A 17,047-nucleotide genomic window follows, 5' to 3' on the forward strand; every position below is an offset into this window, starting at 1 on the left:
CGTCCCAGTCGAGCGTCAACGCACGGTCCTTGATCAACAAGGCGGCGAAGGCGTACACGTTGCGCGCGAACATCTCGCTGGCTTGCACTGCGCCCTGGCTGGCCAGATTGAGCGGGCCAGCGATGACCACGCCGTCGAGCTCATACGTTTCGCCCGGGCGGGTGGCCGCGCAATTGCCGCCGGTTTCCGCCACCAGATCCACGATCACGCTGCCGGCGCGCATGCCACGCGCCATCTCGGTGGTCACGATCTTCGGCGCCGGCCGGCCCGGAACCGCTGCGGTGCACACCACCACATCCACACCTGTGAGATGTTCGGCCAAACGGCGCTGCTGTTCGGCGCGTTCGTCGTCGCTGAGCTGGCGCGCGTAGCCGCCTTCGCCGGCAGCGCTCACGCCCAGGTCCAGAAATCGCGCACCCAGCGAGGCGATCTGCTCACGCGTTTCCGGCCGCACATCGAAGCCTTCCACCTGCGCGCCCAGCCGTTTGGCCGTTGCGATCGCCTGCAGGCCGGCCACGCCCGCACCGATCACCAACACCTTGCACGGGCGCATGGTGCCGGCCGCAGTGGTCAGCATCGGAAAAAAGCGCGGCGCCAGTTGCGCGGCAATCAGCACCGCCTTGTAGCCGGCCATGCCGGCCTGCGAGCTCAACACATCCATCGATTGCGCGCGCGTGGTGCGCGGCAGGCGCTCCAGTGGAAACGCGATCAATTGCCGCGCGGCAAATGCCTGCGCGCGCGCCGGATCCGTGTCCGGCGCCAGCATGCCGATCACCACCGTGTGCGGTTTGCAGCCGAGCAAGGTCCCGGTAGAGGGCGCCTGCACGCACAGCACCATCTCGGCCTGTGCCACGGCGTCGGCGCCGGCAAGCTGCGCACCGGCCTGCAGATACGCGGCATCGTCCATGCTGCTGGCCAGGCCGGCCCCCGGCTCGATCCACACGCCGGCACCGAGCGCGACCAGTTTCTTGACCGTTTCCGGCGTCGCGGCCACGCGGCGTTCGCCAGCGGCCCGTTCTTTCAGCACCAGCACCTGCACAGCCATGCGTTGCTCCGGTCTTGCGCCCAGTCGCGGCGATGCTAGCAGAGCGCGGCGCCACTGCCGGCGGTACCGGCAACGACGCCAGTGCAGCGCGCGCGTGCCACATGTCTACGGGAAGCCGCAGCGGCTACCCGTGCGCGTGGGACCGCTCAGTGCACCGTGCTGTTGTTCTGCAACGGATCCAGACGATCGATCACACCCTGCATGGCGCTGTCGAAAGCGCCGTCGTTGATGTGCTCGCGCAGGCGGCCCAGGCGCACCATCACCGCCAGTTCTTCCGGCGAGGCGACGCAGAAACGCACGCCACGTCGATTGACGAACAGCAGGCGCTGCGAAATCGGGCTCACCCACGACAGCTTGCCGGCCTGCACCTTGCCGTCCTTGTCGACAAAATCCAGCCACGTGCCGATATCCATCGCGCGGAAACGTTCCGCGTCGGCACTGTCGATGCTCTGCGCGACCGCTTCGGCACCTAGCACCACGCTGACGCTTTCGGCAGCCGGTGGCGGCAGATTGACCTGCGGCAGTTCCGGCAGGGCTTTTTCCAGTTCCGGGCGCGCTTCGGCGATCGCCTGCAGGGTGTCGTGCAAGGCGGTGATCGCCACCACCACCGCATCCCCGTGCAGGCCTACGCTGGCGAACACGCGGTGCAGCGCCGGCTGCCACACCTGCAGCCATGGCTTGCCGACGATATGGCGGCGCGCTTCGGCCAGTTCTTCCAGCACGCCGTCGGCCAGCGCCAGGGCCTCGATGGTGCCGGGACCTTCCTCGCCGTCGCGCAGGATCGCCATGGTCAGGTGATGCAGCCATGGCTGGCGCAGGAAGTCGTCCACTGCCTTGGGCAGGCCCGCGTCTTCGGGGGCACGCTGCTCCAGTTCCGACAGCGCGCGGCTGCGTGCCAGTTCGAGCTTTTCCTGCCCGCGCTGGGTCTCGGTAGCACGACGCTCGGCAATTTCCACCCGGCGCCGGTGCTGCGACAGGAAGTCGCGGAATTCTTCCTCCAGGGTGAGAAAGATCGCCAGGTTCTCGTTGAATTCGGCCACCAGGCGGTCGACGATCTCTTCGACCTTGCCCATCAGCACGCGCTCGGCAGCGCTGTCGCCGTTGTTGCCTTCGCAGGCCTCGGCCAGCGAGTTGAGCAGGCGCCGCGCGGGATGGGTCTTCTGCACGAACATCTTGCGGTCCAGCAGCGCGACCTTGACGAACGGCACCACCAGGCGGCCGATCATTTCGCGCGAGCGATTTTCCAGATCGCGCTCGTCCAGCATCACGTCGAACAGCATGCCGACCAGGTCGATGGCGTCTTCGTCCATCGGGTCGAGCTTTGCAGTGGCCGGGTCCACGCCCAGCCGCGTGGCGCTGGAAAGCACCTCGTTCTTCAATCGCTGCGCAAGCGATTCGGTGTCGTCGCCGATGGCCGCCTGCAGCGTCGCGCTGGGGGTGGCCTGCAACAGCGACAGCACCGACATCATTTCGCGCTGGCTCAACGGGCGTTGCTGCCCCACCGCGACGGTGGCGGCAGAAGCGGCGGTGTCGCGCACGCTGCGGGTCTGTTGCAGCAACTCGTGCAGCGCCTCGAGCAGCATGCCCTGGCTACCGCCAGGATGGTCGGCCTCACCGTCCATGCCGCCAGCCCCGCCACCATCGGCATGCCCGCGCTGCGTCGCAGCCTGCATGCGGCCGCGGCTATGCGCCCAGCGGTCAAGAAAACGGTTGGCCCAGGCCGGTGCGTACTGATCACCCTGATCGTCGCCACCTACCTCGGCGTGACCGCCCTGCGCCTCGACCTGGGCGCGCTCTTCCGGCGTCTCGCCACGCGGCTGCATGCGCGGCGGCGCGCGCTTGGCCTGTGAAATTTCCGGCATCACCCCGGCCTTGGCCAGGGTTTCGTCCAGGCGTGCGTACAACTTGCCGATCGGCTCGGCCAGATCGCGCTCGCACAGCTTGATCAGCACCAGTCGCACTTCCGGCGCCAGATCGCAGGTGGCGAAGGCTTCGTGGATCGCCACACCCAGATGTTCGGGGCCAATCGGGTTGGTGTCGGCCATCAGCTCCAGCCCGCCGGCGATCCAGCCCAGGCGTCGGTCCACCCGTGCCAGCACCTGTTTGAAATCGCGCAACAGCACCGTGGCCAGGTTGCGCACAGCCAGCCGCGATTCGAGCACGTGCTCGGGCACCAGGCTCAGCGGGCCGCTGCCCATGTCGCCAGCCAGCACCACTTCGGCCGACAACGGCGTGCCGAGCACCAACGCCTGCCAGCCGTCTTCCAGCTGTTGGCGGAACTGGCGGGCGACCTCTTCGCGCTTGCGGCGCAGTTCGCGCATGCCATCGAGAAACAGCAACTGCGACGCGCCAGCGGATTCGGCACGGTCGAACAGCACATCGTCGAAATGCGCAACTGCAGCAGCAAAAACCTGCGCGAGCGCCGGCACGAACACGTCGTGGGCCTGCTCGAGCAAGCGTTGGTCACGGCCCGGGTGTCCCGACGGACTGGGCTGAAAAGTCATGCGCAAAGGCTCCCCGCCTCTGCAGGCGTGAAAATTTTCGAACGAGAAAAAACAGACGCGGCCCCAAATTCCGCCCGTGCATGGTAGGCGGTTCGCGCATCCGTTAAGTGTGACATATTACTCACTTTACTCGTGACCGCCCAGGGTTTGCGTGTCAAGCGGCCATCCTAGCTCGCCACGTCGCGGTGGAGCTTGCCGGCAGTCATTCTGCGCCTGCGGGTGTTAAGCCTTCAGCTTCGCGGGCGCTTCCGGACCATCAGCCACGCCTTGCATCGCGCCGCAGCCGCAGCGGCATCGCAGTGCAGGCGCAGGCCGTCCAGCAACGCCATCATCGCCAGCTCCTCCGGTGAAGCGAGGCACAGCTGCCACCACGCCGGTTGGCGAACATCGGGCGCCCGGGAGGTCGGGCTGATCCACGACAGCGTGCCTACTTTCCGAGAACGTCGCGGCCAATGAAATCCAGGTGGGTGCCATTACATCAGGTCGATCGCGGCGGCCACGGCCCCCACGAACCATGCTGCGGCGAGCGTTGGGAAGCGGCCGTCTATAATTCAACGCCTCGTTGCCCCGACCCGGATTTATGCACGCACCGTATTCGCTCCAGGCGCTGGACGCGCGCCGTTCGGTTCCCTCCAAACAACTCGGCGCGCCTGGGCCGGATGAAGACACCTTGCTGCGCATGCTCACCTCGGCGGTGCGCGTGCCCGACCACGGCAAGCTGGTGCCGTTCCGCTTTCTGCGCATCAGCGGCGCCGCGCGCGCTGCGCTGGGGGATTTCCTCGCCGAGCGCACCCTGGCCGCCGACCCGCTGGCATCGCCGGCCACCCTTGCCAAGGAACGTGGACGCTTCAGCGACGCACCGGTGGTGATCGTGGTGATCGCCTCGCTGCGCCCCGAGCACAAGGTGCCCGTGCAGGAACAACTGCTCACCGCCGGCTGCGTCTGTTTCGCGCTGCTGCAGGCCGCGCAGGCGCACGGCTTCGGCGCGCAGTGGTTGAGCGCGTGGATGGCCTACGACCCGGCGGTGACGGGCTACCTGGGCCTGGAAGACAACGAACGCATCGCCGGCTTCATCCACATCGGCACGCCGCGCATGCAGGTGCCCGAACGCGAGCGCCCGGACCCGCGTGCCTTGCTGCGCGACTGGACCCCGTGACCACACCGACCGACCCGCTCGACGCTGCGCCGCTGGCCATCCGGCGCCCGACCCCGCTGTATCTGGTGGATGCCAGCCTGTACGTGTTCCGCGCCTGGCATTCCATCCCGGACGAATTTCAGGATGTGCAGGGCTGGCCGACCAATGCGGTGCACGGGTTTGCGCGGTTTCTGCTGGACCTGCTCGAACGCGAGGATCCACAGCACATCACCATTGCCTTTGACGAAGCCCTGGACAGCTGCTTCCGGCATGCGATCTACCCGGCCTACAAAGGCAACCGCACGCCTGCGCCGGATGCGTTGCGCCGCCAGTTCGCGCATTGCAAGGCGCTGTGCGCAGCGCTCGGGCTGAGCGTGCTGGCCCACCGCGATTACGAGGCCGACGACCTGATCGGCAGCGCGCTGCACAGCGTGCGGGCGCATGGCTTGCGCGGGGTGATCGTGTCGGCCGACAAGGACCTGTCGCAGTTATTGCTCGAGCATGACGAGCAGTGGGACTACGCGCGCAACCAGCGCTGGGGCATCGACGGGGTGAAGGCGCGCCATGGCGTGCATGCGCACCAGATCGCCGACTACCTGGCGTTGTGCGGCGATGCCATCGACAACATCCCCGGCGTGACCGGCATCGGCGCCAAATCGGCAGCGGTGCTGCTGGCGCACTTCGGCAGCCTGGATGCGCTGCTGGAGCGCATCGACGAGATTCCCTTCCTGCGCCTGCGCGGCGCGGCGCAGATGGCGGTGCGGCTGCGCGAACAGCGCGAACATGCATTGCTGTGGCGTCAGCTCACCACCATCGCGCTCGACGCGCCGCTGGCGCTCACCGAGGCCGGCTTCACGCGTGCCCACGCCGATGCGGACATGCTCACCGGGTTGTGCGAGAGCCTGCGCTTCGGCCCGCTCACCCGGCGCCGTCTGTTGGCCGCCAGCACCGGCGCCGCCGCACCGTTTCCTCCCGTTTCCCTGGCACAAGGTCCCCGCCCATGAACCGACACGACACCCCGCCCACCGTGGTCTACGAAGGCAAGTACCAGCGCATGGTCGTGCGTGGCACCTGGGAGTATTCCGAGCGTGTGCATGCCGGCGGCCTGGCCGCGATCATCGTGGCGGTGACGCCGGACGATGCGATGTTGTTCGTCGAACAGTTCCGCGTGCCGCTGCAGGCACGCACCATCGAAATGCCGGCCGGACTGGTAGGCGATGTGCATGCCGATGAGTCGATCGAACTGTCGGCCATTCGCGAACTGGAAGAAGAAACCGGCTGGACCGCCGAGCATGCCGAAGTGTTGATGATCGGCCCCACCTCGGCCGGTGCCAGCAGCGAGAAGATCGCCTTCGTGCGCGCCACCGGTCTGCGCAAGGTCGGCGACGGCGGCGGCGATGCCAGCGAAGACATCACCGTGCACGCAATTCCACGCGAGCAGGTCGGTGCCTGGCTGGTGCAGAAGATGGCCGAGGGCTATCAGATGGACCCCAAGCTGTGGGCCGGCCTGTATCTGGCCGATCACGCATTGGACGGCACCCCGCGTGGCTGACGCAGCCATCGAACCCTTGCTCGGCGCCGACGATCCGGCGCCGTTCACCGTGCACAACGCGCAGGCCGCATCGCCGTGGCTGTTGATCGCCGACCACGCCGGCCAGCGCGTGCCGGCGCGGCTGGCCGACCTGGGCCTGCCGCAGGTTGAGCTGGATCGCCATATCGGCTGGGATATCGGCATTGCGCAGGTCACGCAGCGGCTGGCCGAGGCGCTGGATGCGTTGGCGATCGCGCAGACCTATTCGCGCCTGGTGATCGACTGCAACCGCCCGCACGACGCACCCAGCCTGATGCCGGCGGTCAGCGACGGCACCCTGGTTCCGGGCAACCAGCACTTGACCGACAGCGACCGGCAGCAGCGCATCGCTGCGATCTTCGCGCCGTATCACGCACGCATCGCCGCCGAACTGGATGCGCGTGCACAGCGCAATCAGCCGACAATATTGGTGTCGATGCACAGCTTCACCCCGGTCATGGCCGGCAACGCGCGGCCCTGGCATGCCGGCGTGCTCTACCACCGCGATACGCGGCTGGCGCATCGCCTGTTGCAGGCGCTGCGTGCCGAACCCGACCTGGTGGTGGGCGACAACCAGCCGTATGCGGTCAGCGATGCCACCGATTACGCCATCCCGGTGTATGGCGAGGGCCGCGGCCTGCTGCATGTGGAACTGGAAATCCGCCAGGACCTGATTGCCGACGCGGCCGGGCAACAGGCCTGGGCAGCGCGCTTGGCGCGCATCCTGCCGCCGTTGGCAGATGCCTTGCTGGCGCGTTGAGCAGCAGCGTTTGGCGCCTGCATGCAGGCACGTTGAATATCTGCAATCTGTAGGAGCGCTTGCGCGCGATGGAGCGTTACCGGTAACGCCGCAGTGTGCGCACGCGCGCTCCTACACGTCATGCGTATGTCATCGCACCTCAGCGCGTGCCGCGGAGTGATCATGCACATCGACCAAAGCGAACTCTGATCGATGTGCATGCATTCGCTCACGCAAACCCGTCGGTGGCACGCACCAAGGCATCGACGTTTTCCGGCTCGAACGCCGAATGCCCGGAAGCCGGGCTGATCTGCAACTGCGCCTTCGGCCACACCTTGTGCAGGTCCCACGCGCTTTGCAGCGGGCAGACCACATCGTAGCGGCCGTGCACGATCACGCCGGGAATGTCGGCAATGCGATGCGCGTCGCGCAGCAACTGGTCTTCGACCTCGAAGAAACCGCCGTTGACGAAGTAATGGTTTTCGATGCGTGCGAAGGCCAGGGCAAAGTGCGCGTCTTCGTGCCCGGTGACGAAGTCCTCGTCCACATGCAGGAAGCTGGTGGCGCCTTCCCACACGCTCCAGGCCTTGGCCGCGGCCAGGCGCGTGGCCTCGTTATCGCTGGTGAGGCGACGATGGAAGGCAGCGATCAGGTCGCCGCGCTCGTCCTGCGCAATCGCGTTGATGTAGTGCTCCCAGGCATCCGGGAACAGCCGGCTGGCGCCTTCCTGGTAGAACCATTCCAGCTCGAAGCGGCGCAGCAGAAAGATGCCGCGCAGCACCAGCTCGGTGACCTGCTGCGGGTGGGTCTGCGCATAGGCCAGCGCCAGCGTGGAGCCCCAGCTGCCCCCGAACACCTGCCAGCGGTCGATGCCCAGATGCGTGCGCAGCCGTTCGATATCGGCCACCAGATCCCAGGTGGTGTTGTCCACCAGATCGGCATGCGGCGTGGACCTGCCGGAACCGCGCTGATCGAACAACACGATGCGGTACTTGGCCGGGTCGTGGAAGCGCCGCATCTTGTCGTTGCATCCGCCGCCAGGGCCGCCATGCAACATCACCACCGGCTTGCCCTGCGGATTGCCGCACTGCTCGAAATACAGCGTGTGGCGGTCGTCGACCTTCAGGCTGCCCTGCTGGTAGGGCGTGATCTCGGGATAGAGCGTGCGCATGCGTCGGTCCTGCGGGAAACCGCTAGTGTATCGGCTACTGCGGGCGCACACGGGCAACGCCATGTGATCGAAAAGACCGGTGCGCGGTGATGGACGAGGCGCTGAAGAGCACATCGACCTTGCGCGCTTGCCGGCAGGCGGGCGCACTCGGTGCGCACGACCGCTCGGTCGAACGCGCGTGCTCCGCTTCGGAACGCGCGGCCAGTCTGCCGACAATGACGCTGCGGCAATTGCTCAGCCGGCCTGGCCCGCAGCTGGCGACCAGCGCCCCAAGGTCACGCGATCGCGCCGCTCCAGATCCTGATGCGTGGCCACCGCAGCGAAGCCGCGCGCGGCCAGCAGTTCGGCCACCGCCGCCCCCTGATCCCAGCCGTGTTCCAGCAGCAACCAGCCGCCGGGCACCAGATGCGCAGGCGCATCGGCCACGATCAGGCGAATATCGTCCAGCCCGTCGCTGCCCGACGCCAGGGCACTGGCCGGTTCATAGCGCAGATCGCCCTGCTTCAGGTGCGGGTCGTGGGCGGCGATATACGGCGGGTTGCTGGCAATCAGGTCGAAAGCCTCGCCAGCCAGCGGCGCAAACCAGCTCCCCTGCCGGCAGTCGACATTGCGCAGCCCATGGCTGTCTGCATTGCGCCGGGCCATCGCCAGCGCCGCGGCGCTGGCATCGGTGGCGATCACCTGCGCCTGCGGACGTTCACTGGCGATGGCCAGCGCGATCGCGCCGCTGCCGGTCCCCAGATCGGCGACACGACGGCCTGGCACGGTGTCCAGGCGCTCCAGCGCGAGCTCGACCAGCACTTCGGTATCGGCGCGCGGGATCAACGTGGCCGGCGAGACCGCTAGGTCCAGCGTCCAGAATCCGCGCGAGCCGGTCAGATAGGCCACCGGCTCGCCGGCCTCACGGCGCTGCACCAAGGCATCGAAGGCCTGCGCGACCGATAGAGGCACCGCATCGCGCCCGTGCATGAACAACCAGGCACGATCACGGCCCAGCGCGTGCAGCAGCAATGCCTCGGCATCGCCGCGCTCGACCCGCCCGGCGGCGCGGCGAAGCAGCTGATCGGCGGGAATGGCGGCGAGATCGTCGGACATACGGGCTGTTCACCTACACGCAACATCGGCTGACCATTATCGACCATGGCGTGCACCGCGATTGCGCTAGATGCCATCTGACGAGTCGATAGCCTAAGACTATCTATGCAATTCCATCAATCGATTTGAGGAATCTATCGATCCTGCCTACCATGGCGCCTGTTCCATCCCCCGCCCCCTTTTCACCGCACGAGGAAACTCAATGTCTCTCATCAACACTCAGGTCCAGCCGTTCAAGGCGAATGCGTACCACAACGGCAACTTCATCGAAGTCACCGAAGCCAGCCTGAAGGGCAAGTGGTCGGTGCTGATCTTCATGCCGGCCGCGTTCACCTTTAACTGCCCGACCGAAGTGGAAGACGCCGCCGACAACTATGCCGCCTTCCAGAAGGCTGGCGCCGAGGTCTACATCGTCACCACCGACACGCATTTCTCGCACAAGGTGTGGCACGAAACCTCGCCGGCCGTGGGCAAGGCGCAGTTCCCGTTGATCGGCGACCCGACCCACAAGCTGACCCGCGCGTTCGGCGTGCATATCGAAGAAGAAGGCCTGGCGCTGCGCGGCACCTTCATCATCAATCCGGAAGGCGTGATCAAGACCCTGGAAATCCACGACAACTCCATCGCTCGCGACGTCACCGAGACGCTGCGCAAGCTGACCGCGGCACAGTTCGTGGCCAACAATCCTGGCCAGGTCTGCCCGGCCAAGTGGAAGGAAGGCGCCAAGACCCTGGCTCCGTCGCTGGACCTGGTCGGCAAGATCTAAGCCGGCTGTCACCTCCGGCCCGATAAGGGCCGGGGGTGAACCGGAGCCGGTGCCGGGCTGCCCGCCAGCCGCCGCCAGCACGCATCCCGACCTCGCGCCGGCTGCGGTTCACTCCCTTCCTTCCCGGCGACCTGCCTCAGCGCAGCGACGCCACGCCCTCCCCTTGCCCATTCCCAGGAGTTCTCCATGTTGGATGCCAATCTCAAGACCCAGCTGACCGCCTACCTGGAACGGGTGACGCGGCCGATTCAAATCAACGCCTCGATCGACGACAGTGCCGGCTCGCGCGAAATGCTCGACCTGCTGGAAGAGTTGGTCCTGCTCTCGGACAAGATCAGCCTGGACATCCACCGCGACGACAACCAGCGCAAGCCGTCGTTCGCACTGACCACGCCGGGCCAGGACATTTCGCTGCGCTTTGCCGGGCTGCCGATGGGCCACGAGTTCACCTCGCTGGTGCTGGCGCTGCTGCAGGTGGGCGGCCACCCGTCCAAGGCGGCAGCCGAACTGATCGAGCAGGTGCAGCACCTGGAGGGCGACTACCAGTTCGAAACCTATTTCTCGCTGTCGTGCCAGAACTGCCCGGACGTGGTGCAGGCGCTGAACCTGGCGGCCGTGCTCAACCCGCGCATCAAGCACGTGGCCATCGACGGTGCCTGGTTCCAGGACGAAGTGGAGGCCCGCCAGATCATGTCGGTGCCCACCGTGTACTTGAACGGCGAGCTGTTCGACCAGGGCCGCATGACGCTGGAGCAGATTGTCGCCAAGCTCGACACCAATGCCGCCAAGCGCGACGCTGCGAAAATCGCCGCGAAAGAAGCGTTCGACGTTTTGGTGGTGGGCGGTGGCCCGGCCGGTTCGGCAGCGGCGGTGTATGCCGCACGCAAGGGCATCCGCACCGGCGTGGCGGCCGAGCGTTTCGGTGGCCAGGTGCTGGACACCATGTCGATCGAAAACTTCATCTCCGTGCCGGAAACCGAAGGCCCGAAGATGGCCGCCGCGCTCGAGCAGCACGTGCGCCAATACGACGTGGACATCATGAACCTGCAGCGTGCCGAGCAGCTGATTCCGGCCGGTGCCGACGGCTTGATCGAAATCAAGCTGGCCAATGGCGCCTCGCTCAAGAGCAAGACCGTGATCCTGTCCACCGGCGCGCGCTGGAGGCAGATGAACGTGCCCGGCGAAGACCAGTACAAGAACAAGGGCGTGGCGTACTGCCCGCACTGCGACGGCCCGCTGTTCAAGGGCAAGCGCGTGGCGGTGATCGGCGGAGGCAACTCCGGCGTGGAAGCGGCGATCGATCTGGCCGGCATCGTGGCGCATGTCACGCTGGTGGAATTCGACGACAAGCTGCGCGCCGACGAAGTGTTGCAACGCAAGCTGCGCAGCCTGCACAACGTGCGCATCATCACCAGCGCGCAGACCACTGAGGTGCTGGGCGACGGGCAGAAGGTGACCGGTCTGGTCTACAAGGACCGCACCGGCGGCGATATCCAGCACATCGAGCTGGAAGGTGTGTTCGTGCAGATCGGCCTGCTGCCCAACACCGAGTTCCTGCGCGGCACGGTGGCGCTGTCGCCGCGCGGCGAAATCATCGTCGACGACCGTGGCCAGACCGATGTGCCCGGCGTGTTCGCCGCGGGCGACGCCACCACGGTGCCGTACAAGCAGATCGTGATCGCGATGGGCGAAGGTTCCAAGGCCGCGTTGAGCGCATTCGACCATCTGATCCGCACCAGCGCACCGGCAACTGCCGACAGCGTGGCCCAGGCGGCATAAGCGAGCGCCTGCTTAGCGCCCGGCCGACCCGGGCGCTAAGCTTGCAACACGCGCCAGTCGTTCCCCGTCACCGCAATGAAGGCTGCTGCACATGAATCTGCGTGACCTGAAATATCTGGTAGCCCTGGCCGACCACAAGCATTTCGGCCGCGCTGCGTCGGCCTGCTTTGTCAGCCAGCCGACGCTGTCCACCCAGATCAAGAAACTCGAAGACGAACTCGGCGTGTCGCTGGTGGAGCGTGCGCCGCGCAAGGTCATGCTGACCCCGGCGGGCCGCGAAGCTGCCGTGCGTGCGCGCAGCATCGTGGCCGAGGTGGAACAGATGAAGGAAGCCGCACGCCGCAGCCAGGACCCGGAAGCGGGCACGGTACGTCTGGGCATCTTTCCCACCCTGGCCCCGTATTTGTTGCCGCACGTGGTACCGCGCATCCGCGAGCGTTTTCCGCGTCTGGAACTGCTGCTGATCGAAGAAAAGAGCGACCAGCTGATGCACCAGTTGCGCGAAGGCCGGCTGGATGCCGCGCTGCTTGCATTGCCATTGCAGGACGACCAACTGCATGCCGAATTCCTGTTCGAAGAACCCTTCGTGCTGGCAGTGCCGGAAGGCCACCCGCTGTCGCGACACGACAGCATGACCCTGGACGACTTGTCCGAGCAGCGCCTGTTGCTGCTGGAAGATGGCCACTGCTTGCGCGACCAGGCACTGGATGTCTGCCACCTGGCCGGGGCGATGGAAAAATCCGAATTTCAGGCCACCAGTTTGGAAACCCTGCGCCAGATGGTCGCGGCGAATGTCGGCGTGACCTTGCTGCCGCTGCTGGCGGTCAAGCCTCCGGTTGCGCGCTCGGAAAACATCCGCCTGATCCGCTTCCGTGAAGACAAGCAGCCCAGCCGCCGCATTGCGATGGCGTGGCGGCGCAGTTCGGCCATGACCGCGTTTCTGGAGCAGTTGTCGCAACTGTTCAAGGAATTGCCCGAGAGCCTGTTCACTCTGGATCAGCCTGCGACGGGACCGAAGGCGGTTGCGGCTTAGGGAATCGGGAATCGGGAATCGGGAATCGTAAAAGCGTGTCGCGGTTGCGATCGCTTTGGCTGTGGTTGGAGGTCTGAAATTGGGGCGGCGCGCGAGCGTCGCTTTTTGTTTGTGTGCAGCCCTCTTGCCCAGCTTGTTTGTGTACAGCCCTCTTGCCCAGCATCAATCCGCCGCTGTCTGCTCGACGCGGCTGGCGAGGGCACGCTGCCCACGCGACCATGCGATTTACGCGTAGCGTCTTGTTCGCTTGCTTGAGACCGATAATGCGGCGTTTGCGGCATGCGCTGGAAGCAGGCTCGTGTGCAGCGGCCGTCATGCCCTCCTCCAATTGATCCAACCGCAGCGCTTGCTCGCCGCACCAGGCCCGCAGCGACTGCCTGGCGTCCCTGCCGATGTCTTGGCTTCGCACCATCCATGCATTGCGATCAGCCGCCGGCGCCCTCATCTTGTCAGTGCTGCTTGCCATGTCGGCGAGCCGTTTCTATGAGGAGACTGCCATGACTTCGCAACACCACAGCGGCTTGCCGCCATCCATCCTGGTGTCCAGCCACGACCTTGCCCGGCTTGAGGCATTGCTCGATTCGCCAGCCTTCAACAAGCATCCCGCCGCCACCGCGCTGAGCGACGAACTGGGCCGCGCCCGCGTGCTGCCGCCCGACCAGATTCCCGGCGATGTTGTCACCATGCACTCACGCATCGAATGCGAGGACCAACTGCATGGCGAACGGCACACGCTCACCCTTGTGTACCCGCATGAGGCCGATGTGCAGCACGGCCGCATCTCGGTGCTCGCGCCGGTCGGCAGCGCGTTGCTCGGCCTGTCGGTCGGCCAGAGCATCGATTGGCGTACGCCCGACGGACGCGACCTGCGCCTGCGCGTGACTGCCGTGCACGACCAACCCGCAGCAGCGGGCGACTTCCGGCGCGCGGCGCGCTAACGTAGCGCGCTGCGCCATCCCCGACCCGTTCCACGATTCGAGAGAACCCGCATGACTGCATCCCCCTCCAAGCTCGCCCAGCTGCGTGAACTGTCCGTTGTCGTTGCCGATACCGGCGACTACGACGCCATCAAGCGCCTGAAGCCTGTCGACTGCACCACCAATCCCACCCTGGTCAAAAAGGCGCTGGATCTGCCGGTCTATGCCGACCTGATCGAACGCGAACTGGCCTGGGGCCGCGAACATGGCGGCGACGATCGCACCGCCACCGTCAACGAAGTCGCCGACCGGCTCACCATCGGCGTCGGCGTCAAGCTGGCCGAACTGGTGCCGGGGCGCGTGTCCACCGAGGTCGACGCCGATCTGGCACACGACACCCAGGCCACCATCGCCAAGGCGCGCAAGTTCGTTGCGATGTACGCCGAGCGCGGCGTGTCCAAGGACAAGATCCTGATCAAGATCGCCGCCACCTGGGAAGGCATCGAGGCCGCCCGTCAGCTGCAGAAAGAAGGCATCGACTGCAACCTGACGCTGATCTTCAACCGCTCGCAGGCACTGGCCTGTGCGGAAGCCGGCGTGTTCCTGATCTCGCCGTTCGTCGGCCGCATCCTGGACTACTACGTCGCCCAGGGGCAGACCCCGGCCAGCATCGACGAAGACCCGGGCGTGGTCTTCGTGCGCACCGTCTACAACGAGTTCAAGCAGCGCGGCTCGTCCACCGTGGTCATGGGCGCCTCGTTCCGCTCCACCGCGCAGATCGAAGCGTTGGCAGGGTGCGACCGCCTGACTATTTCGCCGGACCTGCTGGAAAAGCTCGACGCCGAGCACGGCGAATTGCCGCGCAAGCTCTCGCCGGCCAAGGCCGACAATGCCCAGTTCACCCCGATCGACAGCGACAGCTTCGCTTCGGGCCTGGCCGCCGACCCGATGGCCACCGAGAAGCTGGCCGGCGGTATCGACACGTTCGCCAAGGACTTGCACGCACTGCGCAAGACCATCGCCGACAAGCTCGCTGGCTGATCACACAGCGAGCCTGTTCTGCATACAACGCCTGCAGCTGCCTGGCTGCGGGCGTTGTCGTTTTTGAGTCTGGTTTAGAGATGTGCGGCCGAGCCGGTCTGCATCGCGATAACGGGTAAGGATGCGGGCAGCTCGTGGACGTGGGCGTTGCCGCTTCCGCAGCCGGCATTGCCGGGGATCGACAGCAGCCGCCTATCAGCGCCTCTGCACGACAGACAGAAGACCGCGCGGCACAGTACAGGCATGCCTGCGCCGTGTACCGCTTGGACCAAACCCCCTGCTCTCCACATATCGCTTACACCCGCTGCGCGCGCACTGCCTAGAATCCGGATTCACTCAACTGGCGTAACGGACAATGGCAAACATTGCAGTGGTGATGGTCGATGGCGTGGCCGATTGGGAAATCGGCGTGGTGCTGCCGGCAGCACGCGAATGGTTCGGCGACCAGGTCGCCATTGCCAGTATCGACGGGCAACCGCTGCAGTCCATCGGCGGGGTGCGCATCACGCCGGAATTCGCCCTCTCCGATCTGGCGCCACTGCAGGCCGATCTATGGATCCTGCCCGGCAGCGAACGCTGGCAAGCCGGCGAAATTCCCGGGCTGAGCGGCTTGCTGGTCGAGCGCGTGCAGCAGCAGCGCCCGGTCGCGGCGATTTGCGGCGCCACCCTCGCCTTCGCCTATGCCGGCCTGCTCGATGAGCGCGCGCACACCAGCAACGCGTTGGCCTTCTTGCAGGAGCACGTGGTGCCTTACGCAGGCGCTGCGCACTATCGCCACGAAAAGGTCGTCAGCGCCGATGGCGTCATCACCGCACCTGGCACCAGCCCGGTGAATTTTGCATTGGCATGCATGCGGCAATTGCATCCGGAGCGCACCGATACGCTCGCCCAGTTGCGCGGCATGTTTGCCGGAGAATTCGTTTAATCCAACGGATTTAAGCCGGTACAGCTGATGCCCGCCCTGGCTCACCGTGCTGATTGCTTGTATCGAGTCTGCATACCGTTCGCGGCCAATCACCAGGAGTATTTGCCCGCGCTGAGCAGCCTCCGATGATGTGCTGCCCGGCCCTCTGCGGCGCTCGCCGCAACAACTCACACCACCGATTCGCTGTACAGCGTCGCCGAGCCGGTTCACCTTACAGACATATCGTCCCATCGCCAGCGTGTGTTGCGATCTCCGTTAAAAAAATGGCCGCGCCGTCTCCGACGCAGCCATTCAAGTTGCCTAGCACGCACTCCCATGCAGTGCCTGATCGTGATAACGCTGCCGGTCACTGTCGGCCATCGGCACGCTGCCACGATCATGTGGACGACAGCGTCTCAATCCGGCCCGCCTTTCCGTCAGGCATCCAGCCCGATCGGGCAGCTCACTCCCGTGCCGCCAAGCCCGCAATAACCATTAGGGTGCTTGGCCAGATATTGCTGGTGATCGTCTTCGGCGTAATAGAACGTGGGCGCCGGGAAACGGATCTCCGTGGTGATTGCGCCGTACCCGGCTGCAGTCAGTTGTTGCTGATACGCATCGCGGCTGGCAAGCGCGGCGTCGTACTGCGCCTGCGTGGTGCAGTAAATCGCCGAACGGTATTGCGTGCCGACATCGTTACCCTGCTGCATGCCCTGGGTGGGGTCGTGGCTTTCCCAGAAGGTGCGCAGCAATTGTGCGAACGACACCGCTTGTTCGTCGAACACCACCAGCACCGCTTCGGTGTGGCCGGTCTGCCCGGAACACACTTCCGAATAGGTCGCGTTCGGCGTCTGCCCGCCGGCGTAACCCACCGCTGTGGTGTAGACCCCTGGCACGTTCCAGAACTTGCGTTCCGCGCCCCAGAAACAGCCGAGCCCGAATTGCACCTGGGCCAGACCGATGAACTCTCCGCGCAACGGATGGCCGTTGACCAGGTGCGTGTTATGCAGCGGCAGCGCTTGCTCGCGCCCGGGTAGTGCCTCGCCCGGGCGTGGCATACGTTGTTTGAAGGCGCCGATTCCCAGCATGGGGCAACTCCGCAATCGTGAGGATTGCCTGCTGGATGGCGCCGGCCAGAGCCACTTTCAAGCCTGCCCGGCCAGCGCCTGTCGCCCGCGCCGCATTACTTCGCCTTGGCAACCGCCGCGCGCGTGTCCACTTCCGGCATCGCCGAGCTGTGGTGGTTGATGATCAGCCACTTGCCGTCGCGCTTTTCGTACACGAAGGTGTAGCGAGCCTGCACGTTGCTCTTGTTGCCGTGCTTGTCGGTCAGCGTGAAGGTGTACAC

16 protein-coding genes are annotated in these 17,047 nt (G+C 65.8%); 10 read left to right on the forward strand and 6 right to left on the reverse strand.

Features of this window, described 5'->3' with window-relative positions; all coding sequences use genetic code 11:
- On the reverse strand, positions 1-1,045 hold a 1,045-nt coding region (locus LN450_RS07875), incomplete at its 3' end, for an NAD(P) transhydrogenase subunit alpha (protein ID WP_228885031.1).
- Between the two features lie 146 nt (positions 1,046-1,191).
- On the reverse strand, positions 1,192-3,549 hold the full coding sequence (locus LN450_RS07880; protein ID WP_011346511.1) for a DUF1631 domain-containing protein: 2,358 nt from the start codon (positions 3,547-3,549) through the stop codon (positions 1,192-1,194).
- A 580-nt stretch (positions 3,550-4,129) separates the two neighbouring features.
- Between LN450_RS07880 and LN450_RS07885 the strand changes: the two genes are divergently transcribed.
- The 4 genes from LN450_RS07885 to LN450_RS07900 are packed head-to-tail and all read left to right on the forward strand — an operon-like array spanning position 4,130 to position 7,014.
- Positions 4,130-4,705 (forward strand): nitroreductase family protein, encoded by a 576-nt coding sequence (locus LN450_RS07885; protein WP_008578127.1) that lies wholly within the window; start codon positions 4,130-4,132, stop codon positions 4,703-4,705.
- Positions 4,702-5,688: a 5'-3' exonuclease gene (locus tag LN450_RS07890; protein ID WP_011346510.1), complete on the forward strand. Its 987-nt coding sequence runs from the start codon at positions 4,702-4,704 to the stop codon at positions 5,686-5,688. Before LN450_RS07885 ends, LN450_RS07890 begins: the two co-directional genes overlap by 4 nt.
- Complete coding sequence (locus tag LN450_RS07895; protein ID WP_011346509.1) at positions 5,685-6,236, forward strand: NUDIX hydrolase; 552 nt, start codon at positions 5,685-5,687, stop codon at positions 6,234-6,236. The genes LN450_RS07890 and LN450_RS07895 overlap by 4 nt, the downstream gene beginning before the upstream one ends.
- Positions 6,229-7,014, forward strand: a complete 786-nt coding sequence (locus LN450_RS07900; RefSeq protein ID WP_011346508.1) for an N-formylglutamate amidohydrolase — start codon at positions 6,229-6,231, stop codon at positions 7,012-7,014. Before LN450_RS07895 ends, LN450_RS07900 begins: the two co-directional genes overlap by 8 nt.
- Positions 7,015-7,222: 208 nt before the next feature.
- On the opposite strand, the gene pip is transcribed toward LN450_RS07900, so the two are convergent.
- Complete coding sequence (gene pip / locus LN450_RS07905; RefSeq protein ID WP_011346507.1) at positions 7,223-8,164, reverse strand: prolyl aminopeptidase; 942 nt, start codon at positions 8,162-8,164, stop codon at positions 7,223-7,225.
- A 234-nt stretch (positions 8,165-8,398) separates the two neighbouring features.
- The gene (gene prmC / locus LN450_RS07910; protein WP_011346506.1) at positions 8,399-9,259 is read right to left on the reverse strand and encodes a peptide chain release factor N(5)-glutamine methyltransferase; all 861 of its coding nucleotides are present in this window, start codon (positions 9,257-9,259) and stop codon (positions 8,399-8,401) included.
- A gap of 202 nt (positions 9,260-9,461) precedes the next feature.
- On the opposite strand from prmC, the gene ahpC reads away from it, so the two are divergent.
- From ahpC to LN450_RS07940, 6 genes are all read left to right on the forward strand, one after another.
- Positions 9,462-10,025 carry an alkyl hydroperoxide reductase subunit C gene (ahpC, locus tag LN450_RS07915; protein ID WP_003488826.1) on the forward strand — a complete coding sequence of 188 codons (564 nt, stop codon included), beginning with the start codon at positions 9,462-9,464 and terminating at the stop codon, positions 10,023-10,025.
- A 186-nt stretch (positions 10,026-10,211) separates the two neighbouring features.
- Positions 10,212-11,804, forward strand: coding sequence for an alkyl hydroperoxide reductase subunit F (ahpF, locus tag LN450_RS07920; protein WP_008576352.1), 1,593 nt, complete (start codon positions 10,212-10,214; stop codon positions 11,802-11,804).
- A 91-nt stretch (positions 11,805-11,895) separates the two neighbouring features.
- A complete protein-coding gene (locus LN450_RS07925; RefSeq protein WP_011346505.1) occupies positions 11,896-12,837 on the forward strand; it encodes a LysR substrate-binding domain-containing protein in 942 nt (313 codons plus the stop codon).
- Between the two features lie 497 nt (positions 12,838-13,334).
- Complete coding sequence (gene rnk, locus LN450_RS07930) at positions 13,335-13,775, forward strand: nucleoside diphosphate kinase regulator (protein WP_011346504.1); 441 nt, start codon at positions 13,335-13,337, stop codon at positions 13,773-13,775.
- A 51-nt stretch (positions 13,776-13,826) separates the two neighbouring features.
- Entirely contained in the window at positions 13,827-14,795 is a 969-nt protein-coding gene (locus tag LN450_RS07935; RefSeq protein ID WP_011346503.1) for a transaldolase, read from the forward strand.
- 355 nt (positions 14,796-15,150) lie between these two features.
- The gene (locus tag LN450_RS07940; protein WP_008576347.1) at positions 15,151-15,720 is read left to right on the forward strand and encodes a type 1 glutamine amidotransferase family protein; all 570 of its coding nucleotides are present in this window, start codon (positions 15,151-15,153) and stop codon (positions 15,718-15,720) included.
- A gap of 416 nt (positions 15,721-16,136) precedes the next feature.
- Here LN450_RS07940 and msrA read toward each other — a convergent pair whose 3' ends face one another.
- Both msrA and LN450_RS07950 read right to left on the reverse strand, forming a co-directional pair.
- Positions 16,137-16,787 (reverse strand): peptide-methionine (S)-S-oxide reductase MsrA, encoded by a 651-nt coding sequence (gene msrA, locus LN450_RS07945; protein ID WP_011346502.1) that lies wholly within the window; start codon positions 16,785-16,787, stop codon positions 16,137-16,139.
- A gap of 95 nt (positions 16,788-16,882) precedes the next feature.
- The coding region (locus tag LN450_RS07950; protein WP_228892392.1) for an SgcJ/EcaC family oxidoreductase at positions 16,883-17,047 on the reverse strand (165 nt) is incomplete at its 5' end.

It is taken from the genome of Xanthomonas euvesicatoria pv. euvesicatoria (genome assembly GCF_020880415.1).
GTDB lineage: Bacteria > Pseudomonadota > Gammaproteobacteria > Xanthomonadales > Xanthomonadaceae > Xanthomonas > Xanthomonas euvesicatoria.

Coding starts and splice junctions, on each gene's coding strand:
- LN450_RS07880 (WP_011346511.1), bottom strand. CDS start 3,549: ATGACTTTTCAGCCCAGTCCGTCGGGACACCCGGGCCGTGACCAACGC.
- LN450_RS07885 (WP_008578127.1), top strand. CDS start 4,130: ATGCACGCACCGTATTCGCTCCAGGCGCTGGACGCGCGCCGTTCGGTT.
- LN450_RS07895 (WP_011346509.1), top strand. CDS start 5,685: ATGAACCGACACGACACCCCGCCCACCGTGGTCTACGAAGGCAAGTAC.
- pip (WP_011346507.1), bottom strand. CDS start 8,164: ATGCGCACGCTCTATCCCGAGATCACGCCCTACCAGCAGGGCAGCCTG.
- prmC (WP_011346506.1), bottom strand. CDS start 9,259: ATGTCCGACGATCTCGCCGCCATTCCCGCCGATCAGCTGCTTCGCCGC.
- ahpC (WP_003488826.1), top strand. CDS start 9,462: ATGTCTCTCATCAACACTCAGGTCCAGCCGTTCAAGGCGAATGCGTAC.
- ahpF (WP_008576352.1), top strand. CDS start 10,212: ATGTTGGATGCCAATCTCAAGACCCAGCTGACCGCCTACCTGGAACGG.
- LN450_RS07925 (WP_011346505.1), top strand. CDS start 11,896: ATGAATCTGCGTGACCTGAAATATCTGGTAGCCCTGGCCGACCACAAG.
- rnk (WP_011346504.1), top strand. CDS start 13,335: ATGACTTCGCAACACCACAGCGGCTTGCCGCCATCCATCCTGGTGTCC.
- LN450_RS07935 (WP_011346503.1), top strand. CDS start 13,827: ATGACTGCATCCCCCTCCAAGCTCGCCCAGCTGCGTGAACTGTCCGTT.
- LN450_RS07940 (WP_008576347.1), top strand. CDS start 15,151: ATGGCAAACATTGCAGTGGTGATGGTCGATGGCGTGGCCGATTGGGAA.
- msrA (WP_011346502.1), bottom strand. CDS start 16,787: ATGCTGGGAATCGGCGCCTTCAAACAACGTATGCCACGCCCGGGCGAG.